The sequence below is a fragment of the Amycolatopsis sp. NPDC059235 genome (assembly GCF_042754125.1).
GTDB classification, from domain to species: domain Bacteria; phylum Actinomycetota; class Actinomycetes; order Mycobacteriales; family Pseudonocardiaceae; genus Amycolatopsis; species Amycolatopsis albidoflava.
Genome location: NZ_JBHZAG010000003.1, coordinates 61423 through 74300 on the forward strand (window position 1 = coordinate 61423; position 12878 = coordinate 74300).

A 12878-nucleotide genomic window follows, 5' to 3' on the forward strand; every position below is an offset into this window, starting at 1 on the left:
GCGTGGACGACTCCGCGGGAGAAGACCGGGGAAACGCTCGCGGCTGGCTGAAGTTCGCCGGCGCGGTTTCGGCGGTGGTGGTGCTCGGGGTCGTGACGGTCCTGGTGTGGCCCGCCGCGCGGACGCTGTTCCGGCAGTCCTTCACCGAGCAGCCCGAGACCTACACCGAGCTGTATTTCGTCGGCACACCCACGTTCCGGGACGGAACTGTCACCGCCGAAGTCGCGCTCGTGCGGCACGGTCCGGCGCACGCGGATTACACCGTCGTGGCGGCGCTGGAGACCTCGTCGGCGGACCGGCTCGCCGGGGTGTCGCGGCGCGTGACCCTCGAGCCCGGCCAGTTCACCACTCTGGACTTCCGCCTCCCGGTCCCGCCCGGGCACGTCGTGGACGCGATCGCGGTGAACGTCGCGGGCGGCATGGAGAACCTCCGGTTCCGCCTGCCCGGCAACGCTTCCGCCACCGGCGGCAGACCGTGACGCCCCGCCGCCGGATCGTCCAGATCACGCCTTACTACCCGCCGCATCTGGGCGGGATGGAAGCGGTGGTGCGGCACTTGGCGGTGCAGCAAGCGCGGCAGCACGACGTCACCGTGCTCACCACGACCGTCGGCGCCCGCGATTCGCCGCGGCGCGAGCGCGTGCACGACGTCGACACCATTCGGGCGCTCGCGCTCGACGTCGCGCACACGCCGGTGTCCGCCGGCTTCGTCCCCGCGTTGCTGCGCACGCCGAAGACCGCGGTGTGGCATCTGCATGCCGCCCACGCGGTGCTGCCCGAGCAGGTCGCGCTCGCCGCGGCGGTCCGGCGTCAGCCGTTCCTGCTGCACTTCCACCTGGACGTCGACCAGTCCGGGAAGCTGGGATGGCTGTTGCCGCACTACAAAAAGCACATCTTCGGCCGCGTTCTGCGGGCTGCCGCCGGGGTGCTGGTGCTGACCGAGGCGCAGCGGGAGTTCGTCCGCACCGCCTACCGGGTGGATCCGGCACGGATCTTCGCGGTGCCGAACGGGGTGTCCGCCGAGTTCTTCCTGCCGCCGCGTGCGCGACGGGAACCGGTGCTGCGCTTGCTGTTCGTCGGACGGCTCAGCCCGCAGAAGAACCTCGCCCGGCTGCTGCACGCGCTCACTCTGGTGCGCCACGCGGTCGAACTCGATGTCGTCGGGGACGGGGAACAGCGGCAGCTTCTCGAAGAAACCGTGCAGCGGCAAGGGATTCCGGGTGTGCGGTTCCACGGTCGCCTGCACGACGGCGAGCTGCTGCAGCGGTACGAACAAGCCGATCTGTTCGTGCTGCCGTCGGATCGCGAAGGGATGTCGCTCGCCGCGCTCGAAGCCATGGCCGCCTGGCTGCCGGTGCTCGCGACCGACGTTCCCGGCAACACCGAACTCCTGCACGGCGTCGGAGCCCTCACCCCAGCCGATCCCGCCGCCCTGGCCGCGGCGATCGACGACTTCGCGACGGACGAGGACTTCCGGCGACGGACCGCCGCGGCCAGCGCGGCAGCAGCGCGGAGGTTCACCTGGGCCGAGGTGGCAAGACACGTCGAAGACGTCTACGCCGAGGTACTGCCGTGACGAGACCCAGCCAGCGCACCGTCGTGCTCGGGTCGGTGCTCGTCGCCGGTGCCGTGGAGCTGAGCCCGTGGCGTCCGGCCGTACTGGTGACCGTCGCCGGTCTGTGGCTGCTGTTGGGCGCCCCGGCCTGGCTGTGCCGCCGGATTGCCACCAGGATCGTCTCCACTCGGGAAGCCCAATGGTTGCTGGGCCTAGGTTTCGCGGTGTTGGCGGCAATGGTGGCCGCACTGGCGGTCAACACCGTGCTCCCCTGGTTCGGCGTCTCGCGCCCCCTCACGACCGTGTCCCTCGCCGTGGCCCAGACCCTGACCGCGGCGGCGCTCGCGTTCTTGGACCGACGGCTCACCGGCGCCTCGCCGCCCGTGCGCGCGCTGCGGCTGATGCCGGTGCGCGACGTCGCGCCCATCGCTGTTCTCGGCGTTCTCGCGCTGGTGGTCGCGATCGCCGGGGCCGTCCGCCTGAACAACGGGTTCACCGGCGCGACAAGCCTGATCGCGCTGGTCATCATCGCGGCGCTGCTCGGGTTCCTCGTCCTCAAGGCTGGCCGTTACGGCGACGGAGCCATCGCGTTCGGAATCCTCTGCGCAGCAACGGCTTTGCTGCTGCTGACATCCCTGCGCGGCTGGTACGTCAGCGGGCACGACATCCAGCGCGAGTACCTCCTCTTCCAGCTGACCTCGACCAAGGGCTACTGGGACATCTCCGGCTATCCCGACGCGTACAACGCCTGTCTGAGCATCACCCTGCTGCCCGCCTCGCTGGCCAAGCTGACCGCGTTGCCCGGCTTGGCGATCTTCAAAGTCGTGCTGCCGACGCTGTTCGCCGCGGCACCGGTCGCGGTGTACCGCACGGCACGGAACCTCACCTCGAAACGCGTCTCGCTCCTCGCCGCGATCTACTTCCTCGCGTTCCCCACGTTTTTCACCGACATGCCCTTCCTCGGCCGTCAGGAGATCGCGTTCCTCCTGCTCGGCTGCGCGGTCCTGGCCCTGAGCGACGTCTCGGCCCCGCGACGAGCGCGCAGGATCGCGTTCACCGTCCTGTTCGCGGGAATCGTGCTGTCGCACTACTCCACCACTTACGTGCTGATCGGCGTCCTGATGCTCGGCAAACTCGCCAGCGGGATCATCCGCGTGGTCCCGCCGCTGCGCCGGCGGCTCGCAGACCGGGCGCCGAAGGAGGCGACCGACTTCGTCGCCTGGCCGATGATCGGCATCGCGGTCCTGTGCTCAGCGCTGTGGACCGGGCCGGTCACCGGCACCTGGCATCAGCTCCAGCACACCGCCGCGGCCACCGCCCAGGACCTGTTCCACCCGGACCAGGTGCAACGCGGTTCCTCCGACACCGCCTACGGCATCTTCAGCTCCGCCCGGGTCAGCCCGCAGCAACGGCTGCGCGACTACGCCGATTCCACCCGGCCGCACACTGGCGGCGCAGCACCGGCGGCGCTGTCCGCGGCGACCACCCAGGTCGCCCCCGCCGACAATCTCCCGCTCACCGCAGCGGGTTCCGCCCTCGACCGGCTCGGCGTCGACGTCCCCCGCGTCAACGGCCTGCTCCGCACCTTGTGCGCGGACGGGCTGCAACTGCTGCTGATCCTCGGGCTGGCCGGAACCGTCATCGCCACCGCGACGCTGTTCCGCCCGACGCACGACCTGTTCGTCCTCGCCGCCGGAGCTTTGGGCGTGCTCGCCGCCGAGATCGCCCTTCCACAGCTCTCGGTGGACTACGGCCTCCTGCGCACCTTCCAGCAGGGGCTGTTCGGGTTCGCCCCGTTCATCGCGATGGGGTCGGTCTGGGCGCTGTCGTGGCTCAGGCGGCGGTGGCGGATGCCCGCCGCGACCACCGCGGCGCTGCTGCTGTTCCTCGACCTCACCGGCGCGCTGCCCCGGCTGTTCGGCGGCTATCCCGCGCAACTGCACCTCGACAACGCGGGGCAGTACTACGACATCTACTACGCCCACCCGCAGGAGCGCGCCGCCATCGCCTGGCTCGAACAGCACACCGCCGCACCGCGGATCCAATCCGACCGCTACACGCTCAGCCGGCTCCAAACGCTCATCGACGGCCGCCCCGGCGACGACATCTATCCGACGCTCGTGCAGCCGGGCTCGTTCGTCCTCCTCGGCTACCCGACTGTCCGCAAAGACGAAGTCACCGTGTTCTACCAGGGCGATCTCGTCACCTACAGCTATCCGCTGCGGTTTCTCGACGCCACCAAAAACAAGGTCTACAGCAGCAACGGAACGAGTGTGTACCGATGACGTCTTCCCGTCCGCTCCGGATCCTGCTCGTCTCGCACTACTACCCGCCGCACGTCGGGGGGATCGAGAACGTCGCCGCCCAGCAGGCCCGGACCCTCGCCGCGCGCGGCGCCGACGTCACCGTGCTGACGAGCGCCGGGCCGCCGGTTGCGGACGAGGGCGTCCGAGTCGTGCGCGTTCCGGCTTTCAACGGGGTGGAAACCCGGACCGGAGTGCCGTATCCGGTGTTCGGGCCCCGGCTGGCCCGTGCCGTGGCCGAATGGGTGCGGTGGGCGGATGTCGTCCACCTTCACGACACGCTGTACCAATCCTCCTGGAGCGCCGGGCTGCGAGCCGCGCGGACCGGCACCCCGCTTTTCCTGACCCAGCACGTCGCGGTCGTCGAGCACCCGTCGGCGCTGGTGCGAGCCGTCCAACACGCGGTGTACCAGTCTGTCGGGCGGCGGCTGTTCCGGGCCAGTCGCGAGGTCTTCGTGGTCAACGATTCGGTCGCCGCCTTCGTCCGCCGATTCCGGGGCGGCAGCGCGGAACTGCTCCCCAACGGCGTCGACACCGCCCAGTACCGCCCCGCCGCGCCCGGAGAACGAGGGCTGCTGCGGAAACGCTGGCGGCTGCCCGACACCCGGGTGCTGGTGCTGTTCGTCGGACGGCCGGTGCCGAAGAAGGGATACGACCTGCTCCTCGCCGCCCGCCATCACGACTACGACCTGGTCTTCGCCGGCGAACGACCCCAGCACCTTCCCGCCGATCTCACCGTCCATCACCTCGGCGCGCTCAGCCCCGGGGAGATCAACGGCCTCTACCGCGCCTGCGACGTCTTCGCCCTGCCCTCCACCGCGGAAGGATTCCCCCTGACTGTCCAAGAAGCCATGGCCTCCGGCCTCCCGGTCGTCACCACCGACGACCCGGGATACGCCTCCTACGGACTCGACCGAACCCAAATCGCGCTCATCCCCCGCGACGCGGACATCCTTCGCGCGACGCTGCGCTCCCTGGCCGCCGATCCCGCGCGCCGCGAAGCCATGGGCCGCTACTCCGCCGGTCTTGCCGCCGCACGGTTCTCCTGGCCGAAGCACGTCCAGCGCCTCGAACAGGCCTACCGCGAGGCACTAGACCCGGCCGAGGTCCGGGCATGACTGCACTCGCCGGGCCCGTGCCGTCGTTCGCCGCCCGGCTGAAATCCGACCCGCTGGTGCGGAACTCGTTCTTCCTCATGGCCACGACCGCGCTCGGCGCCGGGTCCGGGTTCGTGTTCTGGATCGTCGTCGCCCGGCTGTACCCGCCCGCCGAGGTGGGCTGGGCGAGTTCGCTGCTCTCGGCGGTGACCCTGCTGAGCTATTTCAGCGGGCTCGGGCTCAGCTCCAGCCTCGTCCGGTACCTGCCCACGACGCCGTCCCGCGGCGCGCACGTCAGCACCGCGCTCACCTCGGTGGCCGTCACCGGCACCGTCCTCGGAGCCGGATTCGCCCTCGTCGCACCGCTGGTCTCGCCCGGGTTGTCGTTCCTCAGCGGGTCGTTCCCGGCGGTCGCGCTGTTCGCTCTGCTGGCGATGGCCGTCGCGCAGAACCTGCTGACCGACTCGGTGTTCGTCGCCCTCCGCGCGGCGAAATACAACATGCTCCTCAACGGCGTCCTGATGAGCGTGGTGAAAATCGGCCTGCCGATCGTTTTCGTCGGCGCGGGCGCGATCGGGATTTTCCTGTCCAGCACGGTGGCTTCCGCTGTCGCCGCCGTCGCCAGCGTCGTCGTCATCCGGCAGCGCCTGCGGATCCCGGTGCGGCCCCGCCTGTACCCGGCGACGCTGCGGTCCACGTTGTCGTACTCGCTCGGCAATTACGCGTCCAGCTGTCTGAATCTCGTGCCGCTGCTGGTGATTCCGCTGCTGGTGCTGCGTTCGCTCGGCCCGGAGGCGTCGGCGGCGTACTTCGTGGCGTTCCAGATCGCCAACTTCGTCAACGCCGTGCCGTTCGCGGTCGGCGAGGCGCTGTTCGCAGAAGGCTCGCACGAACAGGAAGACCTCAAGCATCTGGCGAAACGCTCGGCGCTGCTCATCCTCGCGATCGTGGTGCCCGCCGTCAGCATCACCGCCGCCCTCGCGAAACCCGTGCTGACCCTGTTCGGCGCGAGTTACGCCGCCGACGCCCGGAACTGCCTGGTCGTCCTCGCGGTCTCCGCTTTCGCGGTGGCTTTCAACACGGGGTCCGGGTTTTTGCTCAAGGTCACCCGCCAGCTCTCGGCGATGAATCTGTCGAATCTCGTCTACGCGGTGGTCACCGTCGGCCTCGCCGCGCTCGGGGCGCGGCACAGCCTCGTCTGGATCGCGGCGGCCTGGGGCGTCGGCAATCTCGCGTCCGGCCTCGTCGCGGTCGCCGCGCTGGCACTGCGCGGGTTCCGCTTTTCCCCGAGCGGCAAGGGAGGTTCGGATGAAGATCGCCCACATCGTCAACGTCGGCTTCGAAGCCGGCGGCGCGGAGCGTAGCGTCCGCCTCATCGCCGAGGGCCTGCGCCGCCGCGGGCACCAGGTCCTCGTCATCGCGACCGACCATCTGCTCGACGACCCCGCCGTCAGCGACCGCGAAGTCTTCGCCGACGTTCTGGTGCCCGCCATCCGCGGAGGTGCTGTCCGCCGCTTCGCCGGCTACTTCTGGCACCGGCCCGCCTACCGGCAGGTGACCGCCGCACTGCGGTCTTTCCGACCAGATGTGGTGCACCTGCACACCATCGGCGAATTCAGTCCCGCCGTGCTCAGCGCGTCCGCGGCCTGTCCACAGGTCCTCACCGTGCACGGTCCCGAAGACTGGACCGGGGACCTGCTGTCGTGGAATCTCCGCAGCCGCACCGAAGGCCGCGCCCGACTGTCCACGATGGACACTGCACGCCTGGCCTATTTGCGATTCCTGCAACGACCGGCCTACCTGTACCGCCTGCGCACCGTCGACCGCGTGCTGACCCCGAGCCGCTTCCTCGCCGACGCCGTAATGCACGATCTGCCCCGGACACCGATCCACGTCGTCCCGAACGGCGTGCCGCTCCGTGCTGCCGAACCGGTCCCCGACGCCGCCCACGCGCTGTTCGTCGGACGGCTCGAACCAGTGAAAGGCGCGCACGTCCTCGTGGACGCCTTCGCGACCGTCGCCCGCCGACTTCCTCGCGCTCGGCTGACGCTCGCCGGCGACGGAAAACAGCGGGCTGTCTTGGAAAAATCCGTCAGCGAACACGGGCTGGCCGACCGCGTGCGGTTCGCCGGCTGGCTCGACGGGCCCGAGCTGGCGGCCGCGTACCGCGCCGCCTCGGTGGTGGTGATCCCTTCGGTGTGGCCGGAGAATTTCCCGACTGTCGCGCTGGAAGCCCTCTGCGTCGGCCGGGCGGTCGCGGCCACCGAGGTCGGCGGGATCCCCGAACTGGTCCGCCCGGGCCACAACGGGGTGCTCGTCCCGCCGGGCGAACGCCGCGCCCTCGCCGACGCGCTCTCCCGGCTCCTCGGCGACACGGCGCTGCGGCGGGCGATGGGCGCGCGATCGGCCGGGCTCGCTTGCTGCCACAGCCTCAGCACGTTCCTCGACCGGCTAGAGCGGCACTACCAGGAGGTGCAGCCGTGAACCCCGCCCCCTGCTCAGCCCGCCCTCTCCGCTCGCCCCGAACCGCCACGCCAGGAGACCTGCTCATGCGCCGCACCCTCCCCGCTCCGCCGGAGCACCCCCGCCAGGAGGCCCGCCGATGACCCGCGTCCTCGTCGTCAACGCGTTCGAACGCGGCAACCGCGGCGACGCCGCCCTGCTCAGCGTCCTGCTCGACCAGATCCGCCGCGCGCTGCCCGGCGCGCGGATCGCGATCGCCGGTTTCGAGCATCCCTCGCGATGGCCGGAGTTCGAGGGCGTGCCCAACCTCGGCTCGTTCCGCCGCTACTCCGGCGAGGAGGACATCCCGCGGTTCCGGAGGATCCTGCGCAAACTGAGCCTGCTGCCCGTCCTCGCCCTCGCCGCCGCCCGGCTCCCGCGCCGTCCGCTGCTGGCCGTCGCCCGACTGCTGCCCGCCGAACCGCGGCGCGAACTGCGCGCCCTCGCGTCCGCGGACCTCGTCGTCTCCCTCGGCGGCGGCTACCTGACCGGCCGCGCGAACTTCGCCTCCGACCTGAACATCCTGTTCCTGCTGCTGCCGCTGTGGCTGGCCGAGCGGTTCGGCGTCCGGGTCGTGACCGGCCCGCAGTCCTACGGCCCGTTCCCGCGCCGGGTCCAGCGCGTGCTGGTCCGCCACGTCCTCGGCCGGGCGGACGCGGTCCTCGTCCGCGAGGACATCAGCCGCGACCGGCTCGCCGAAATCGGGCTGCCGCCGCGCTTGCTCACCCGCAGCGTCGACAGCGCCTTCGCCTTCGAAACCCGCTCCGACCGCGCCTGGCGCCCCGCCCTCGGCATCCCCGCCGACGCCCGGATCGCGATGGTCACCGCCCGCCAGTGGCTCGACGAGACCGGCCAGCACCGGTACGAGCACGCCTTGGCCGCGGGCATCCGCCACCTGCTCGGCCGCGGGTACTACGTCGTCCTGGTCCCCCAGGTGACCTGCGCCTTCCAAGGCGACGACGACCGCCGCGTCAACACCCGCCTCGCCGCCGGGCTCGAGCACCCCCGGCTGCGCGTCCTGGGCGACGACACCTTCGACCACCGCGACGCCCGCGCCCTCTACGCGGAGGCCGACCTCGTGATCGGCACCCGCTTCCACTCCGTCATCTTCGCCCTCACCGCGCACGTCCCGTGCCTCGCGATCGAGTACGAGCACAAAACGGCGGGCATCATGCGCGACCTCGGGCTCGAACAGTGGGTCGTCGGCATCGGGGAAGTCCGGGACACCACGTTGCCCGCGCTCCTCGACAGCCTCGTCGACCACCGTGAGGACTACCGGCGGCACCTGCGCGAAGTGCTTCCCCCTTACGCGCGCCGGGCCCGCGACCTGAGCCCGCTGCTGCATGCCGCCTGACCCGGGGTCAGCCCCGCCGCAGCCACCTGAACCGGCGGCAGCCGCACCGCCCGCAGTCGGTGCCGCCGCGCAAATGCTGGTGCTCGCTGCGGTCGTGGCCGCACGCGCGGCACCGCGCCGCCGCCCACGGCATCCGGATCCCGGACATCCTGCGCCTCCTCGAAGTCCCCCATCCCCCGACACAGACCATCACATCCGCGCGCGCCCAGCCAACCGGACCAATGAGGACAGGAGCCTCCGTGAGCCGAGACCGCACCGTCGTCTTCGTGACGCCGTACTACCCGCCGGACGTCGGCGGCGTGCAAACCTACGTGCACAGCCTGGCCGCCGCGCTGCGGGAAGTCCCCGGATGGCGGCCCGTCGTCATCACCACCAGCACCCGCGCCGGGTCCGCCGACGCCTTCCCGGTCTACCGGCTCCCGGCGCTCGCCAAACTCTCCAACACCCCGCTCGACCCGCGCTGGCCGTCTCAGATCCGCCGCATCCTGCGCGCCGAACAGGCCGATTACCTCAACGTGCACACTCCCGTGCCCGGCTTGGCCGACGCCGCGACGATAGTCGCCGGACGCACCCCCGTCGTCGTGACCTATCACGCCGCCGCCCTCGCCAAGGACGGTCACCCGCTCTTCAACACCGTCGCGCGCGCGTACTCCGGCGCCGAGGGCTTCATGCTCCGCCGGGCCGATCTGATCCTCGGGGTCTCCGGCTACGTCGCCGACCGCTTCCGTCCCCGCTTCGGCGACAAGGTCGGTGTCCTGGAGAACGCCGTCTCCCCTTCGGTCTTGGCTCCGTCCGCGCCGGCGCACCGTCCTTACGCCGCGGCTTTCCTGGCCAGCCTGGAGCCGACCCATGCCTGGAAAGGTCTGGACCAACTCTTGTACGCGCTGCGCCTGCGCCTCGGCGGTTCCGCGCCGTCCGCCCGCCTGCTGGTCATCGGCGACGGCGCCGCGCGTCCCGGATACGAAGCCCTCGCCCGGAAACTCGGCATCGCGGACAATGTCGCCTTCGCCGGAAACCTCGGCGGAGACGCGAAATTCCGGGCTCTCCGCAGCGCCGGGTCGCTGGTCCTCTGCCCGACCAGCCCGAACGACGCCTTCCCGACCGCCCTGCTCGAAGCGTGGGCGAACCGGGTGCCCGTCGTCGCCACCGCGGTCGGGCCGCTTGCCGCGCTGGTGGACGACGGCGTCAACGGGCTGCTGGCCGCGCCGTGTTCTCCCGAGGCATTGGCTGAAGCGTTGCGCCGCCTGGAGAGCAGTCCGGCTTTGGCGGAGACGCTCCGGGACAACGCCTACGAGCTTGTGCGCGGCCGGTACATGTGGAGCCATCGGGTCGCGGAGTTCGTCGAGCAGCTGACCGCGATCGATCGGCGCGGCGCTCGGGTCTCTCGGTGATGCCGACGCTGAAACCAGGACGCACCAAATCCCTGTGCCGCTTCACCTCCGCTTCACCTCCGCCGCGCCCACCGGATCCCGCGCCTCCGCCGCCTCCCCTGCCGGATTCCGGATCTCTCCCCCGGTTCCGGCCCGTTTTCCTTCCCCGCGGGCGAAACCTCCGGTTGCCGTCCCGCTCACCGGCACGACCCCCCGATCGTGGCCGCCCGCGGTCCGCCGTCCGGCGGGCGGTTCTGGGTAGCCTGGCGACGTGGCCGACCCGATCCCCCAAGTCCCTGCCCCCGGCGAGTCCGGATCCGAGCGTCCCGGCGAGGACGAACCGCCCCGGAAGGGCCGGCGGAAGCGTCCGTTCTGGCAGGAGCTGCCGATCCTGATCGGGATCGCGCTGGTGCTGACGATCCTGATCCAGCAGTTCGTCGCGAAGGTGTTCCTGATCCCGTCGGCGTCGATGGAGACGACGCTGCACGGCTGCGACGGCTGCTTCGGCGACCGGGTCGTCGTCGACCGCGTCACCTACGATTTCACCGACCCCGCCCCCGGCGACGTCATCGTCTTCCGCGGCCCGCAGCCGTGGACCGCGAACGAGATCGCGCCGCAGGAATCGGGCAACGTCTTCACGAAGGCGTTGCGCGGCCTCGGCTCCCTCGTCGGCTTCGCGCCGCCGGACGAGCGGGACTTCGTCAAACGCGTCATCGCCGTCGGCGGGCAGACCGTCCAGTGCTGCGACCCCCAGGGCCGCGTCCTGGTCGACGGCAAGCCGCTCGACGAGCCCTACATCCACTGGCTGGACCAGCCGCCGTCGGTGCGGCAGACGTTCCCCCCGGTCACCGTCCCGAAGGGCAGCCTCTGGGTGATGGGCGACAACCGCGAGAACTCGTGCGACTCCCGCTGCCAGGGCGGCGGCGGGGTGAACGGGACCGTCCCGGTGGACGACGTCATCGGCAAGGCCCGGGTGATCGTCCTGCCGCCGTCGCGCTGGGGCGGCGTCAGCGACCACGACCCGCAGGCCGCGCCCGCCGCGCTCGGCGCTCCCGCGTGGCAGCAGGGAATCCCGCTCGGGGCGGGCGCTTTGCTGGCGTTCCCGACGCTCGCCGCCGGCCGGGGTTTGCGGCGAAAGCTCAGCAAACAGGACTGAGCCGCCGTCTCCCGATCAGCCCCTCCATGCCGCACTTGTGGGCGTACCCACCGCGGCATGGGGCTTTCTCCGCAGCAGTGCGGTGTGCGGCGGCGCTGGCCAGGGGGATGCGGAGCACCGCCTGGCGAGACGGGCCGCGCGGCTCCGCTCCCGCGAACGTCCGTGAGGGGAACCCTGAGGGACTCAGAGTCCCTCAGGGTTCCCCTCACGGACCTCGGCGGCCGGTAAGCGGTCCGACGGTCCTGCTGCGGCCAAGCTCCCAGCTCGGGCCGCGCACCGTCGCCTTCGCCGGAGGGAGTCCGCGCTGCCGGTTCCGAAGTCCGCACTGCCTGTTTCAGCAGCGCGCCCCTTCGACGACGCGGCCGCGGTCACTGCCCGGAACCGGCCGCCCGCACGACGTCCAGCCGGAGATGCCGCGTCAGGTCCCCGGTCATCTGCAGCACCGGCGTCCGCTCCGCGAACAGCCACTCGTCCCCGCGCCGGACGAACCGGTCGTCGTAGTGCCCGGCCGCGATGGGCTGCAGCGGAAGGTCTTCCGTGGCTTGGAAAACGGTGAAGTAACTGTGCGCCGAGGCGGTGTCCTCCCCGGCCGCGATCCGGACGTTCGTCGTCACGTGCCGGGTCCTCGGGGTGCCGTCCGGATGGAGGATCAGGATGGCGCGGAACCAGTTCTCCACGGCTTCCCGCCCGGTCCGCCCGCCCCCGCTGTGCAGGGTTCCCTCGCGGAACAACTCGCCCACCCCGGCCAGATCGCCCGCGTCGATGCGCGCCGCGTAGGTCATGATCAGGTCCTGGATCGCCCACCGGGCCGAGTCTGCCGACATCGGGCCAGCATAGGAGCTCCACTGTGGACAACGGCCGGACAAGAACCGCCGCCGGAGCCCGAAACCGCGCCCGAACCTGTGACCTGCGGTTCTCCCGGACACCGCCCTCCCGCCGCAGCCCGGTCCGGCGGCGGTGGCATGATGCCCGCACGGTCCCGGCCGATCGGACCGCTCGCCGAGGAGGAGGGTGACGCTTGAGCACGCGCACTACCCAGGTGGACGACCTCCGGCTGGTGGCGCAGCCGAGCGCGGTCCCGTGCACCGAGCTGTTCGTCCGCCTGATCCTGACCGACTGGTCGCTGATGCCGATGCTGGACCAGGTCACGAACGCCGCCGTGCGGCTGGTCGGCGACGTCGTCGACCAGAGCAGCCCGTCCGCGCCCGCCTTCGTGACCGTCCGGCTGCAGCTGCGCGGCGACCGGCTCGTCATCGAAGTCGACGACGACCTCGTCGCCCCGACGCCGCCGCGCGACGAGCGGATCGGCGTCCGCCCCGGCGAACGCGGCGGCCGCACCACGTGGTGCGAACTGGCGCTGCCCGGCGGGATTTCGGCGGGCCAGGTCCGCCTCCCGCGCCGGGGCGACCGGCGCACGCTGGTGGACGAACCCGTCTCCGGCGAACCGGTCACCGCCGACCCGCAGGTGCTCGAACGGCTTCTCAACCGCCTCAGCACCTGGTCCGAGTAATCGTCGCCCCGGCAGCCAGTCGCACGCCCCG

At 71.3% G+C, this 12878-nt stretch carries 11 protein-coding genes; 10 read left to right on the forward strand and 1 reads right to left on the reverse strand.

Annotated elements, in window-relative coordinates; genetic code table 11:
* The first annotated feature begins 2 nt into the window (after nucleotides 1-2).
* The 9 genes from ACFXI3_RS02740 to lepB all read left to right on the forward strand — a co-directional run bounded on the left by ACFXI3_RS02740 (nucleotide 3) and on the right by lepB (nucleotide 11337).
* Nucleotides 3-479: a hypothetical protein gene (locus tag ACFXI3_RS02740; protein WP_378397625.1), complete on the forward strand. Its 477-nt coding sequence runs from the start codon at nucleotides 3-5 to the stop codon at nucleotides 477-479.
* On the forward strand, nucleotides 476-1576 hold the full coding sequence (locus ACFXI3_RS02745; RefSeq protein ID WP_378397626.1) for a glycosyltransferase family 4 protein: 1101 nt from the start codon (nucleotides 476-478) through the stop codon (nucleotides 1574-1576). Before ACFXI3_RS02740 ends, ACFXI3_RS02745 begins: the two co-directional genes overlap by 4 nt.
* Nucleotides 1573-3840 carry a DUF2206 domain-containing protein gene (locus ACFXI3_RS02750; RefSeq protein ID WP_378397627.1) on the forward strand — a complete coding sequence of 756 codons (2268 nt, stop codon included), beginning with the start codon at nucleotides 1573-1575 and terminating at the stop codon, nucleotides 3838-3840. The genes ACFXI3_RS02745 and ACFXI3_RS02750 overlap by 4 nt, the downstream gene beginning before the upstream one ends.
* On the forward strand, nucleotides 3837-4976 hold the full coding sequence (locus ACFXI3_RS02755; RefSeq protein WP_378397628.1) for a glycosyltransferase family 4 protein: 1140 nt from the start codon (nucleotides 3837-3839) through the stop codon (nucleotides 4974-4976). Before ACFXI3_RS02750 ends, ACFXI3_RS02755 begins: the two co-directional genes overlap by 4 nt.
* A complete protein-coding gene (locus tag ACFXI3_RS02760) occupies nucleotides 4973-6319 on the forward strand; it encodes an oligosaccharide flippase family protein (RefSeq protein WP_378397630.1) in 1347 nt (448 codons plus the stop codon). The genes ACFXI3_RS02755 and ACFXI3_RS02760 overlap by 4 nt, the downstream gene beginning before the upstream one ends.
* Complete coding sequence (locus tag ACFXI3_RS02765; protein ID WP_378397631.1) at nucleotides 6264-7439, forward strand: glycosyltransferase family 4 protein; 1176 nt, start codon at nucleotides 6264-6266, stop codon at nucleotides 7437-7439. Before ACFXI3_RS02760 ends, ACFXI3_RS02765 begins: the two co-directional genes overlap by 56 nt.
* A 118-nt stretch (nucleotides 7440-7557) precedes the next feature.
* The gene (locus tag ACFXI3_RS02770) at nucleotides 7558-8811 is read left to right on the forward strand and encodes a polysaccharide pyruvyl transferase family protein (protein WP_378397632.1); all 1254 of its coding nucleotides are present in this window, start codon (nucleotides 7558-7560) and stop codon (nucleotides 8809-8811) included.
* 239 nt (nucleotides 8812-9050) lie between these two features.
* The gene (locus tag ACFXI3_RS02775) at nucleotides 9051-10202 is read left to right on the forward strand and encodes a glycosyltransferase family 4 protein (RefSeq protein WP_378397633.1); all 1152 of its coding nucleotides are present in this window, start codon (nucleotides 9051-9053) and stop codon (nucleotides 10200-10202) included.
* A 250-nt stretch (nucleotides 10203-10452) separates the two neighbouring features.
* Nucleotides 10453-11337: a signal peptidase I gene (lepB, locus tag ACFXI3_RS02780; protein ID WP_378397634.1), complete on the forward strand. Its 885-nt coding sequence runs from the start codon at nucleotides 10453-10455 to the stop codon at nucleotides 11335-11337.
* A gap of 368 nt (nucleotides 11338-11705) precedes the next feature.
* Here lepB and ACFXI3_RS02785 read toward each other — a convergent pair whose 3' ends face one another.
* Nucleotides 11706-12161, reverse strand: a complete 456-nt coding sequence (locus ACFXI3_RS02785; protein WP_378397635.1) for a nuclear transport factor 2 family protein — start codon at nucleotides 12159-12161, stop codon at nucleotides 11706-11708.
* Nucleotides 12162-12355: 194 nt separating this feature from the next.
* Here ACFXI3_RS02785 and ACFXI3_RS02790 point away from each other — a divergent pair, with 194 nt between their 5' ends.
* Nucleotides 12356-12847: a hypothetical protein gene (locus tag ACFXI3_RS02790; RefSeq protein ID WP_037814340.1), complete on the forward strand. Its 492-nt coding sequence runs from the start codon at nucleotides 12356-12358 to the stop codon at nucleotides 12845-12847.
* Nucleotides 12848-12878 lie beyond the last annotated feature (31 nt).

Coding starts and splice junctions, on each gene's coding strand:
- ACFXI3_RS02755 (WP_378397628.1), top strand. CDS start 3,837: ATGACGTCTTCCCGTCCGCTCCGGATCCTGCTCGTCTCGCACTACTAC.
- ACFXI3_RS02760 (WP_378397630.1), top strand. CDS start 4,973: ATGACTGCACTCGCCGGGCCCGTGCCGTCGTTCGCCGCCCGGCTGAAA.
- ACFXI3_RS02765 (WP_378397631.1), top strand. CDS start 6,264: ATGAAGATCGCCCACATCGTCAACGTCGGCTTCGAAGCCGGCGGCGCG.
- ACFXI3_RS02770 (WP_378397632.1), top strand. CDS start 7,558: ATGACCCGCGTCCTCGTCGTCAACGCGTTCGAACGCGGCAACCGCGGC.
- ACFXI3_RS02785 (WP_378397635.1), bottom strand. CDS start 12,161: ATGTCGGCAGACTCGGCCCGGTGGGCGATCCAGGACCTGATCATGACC.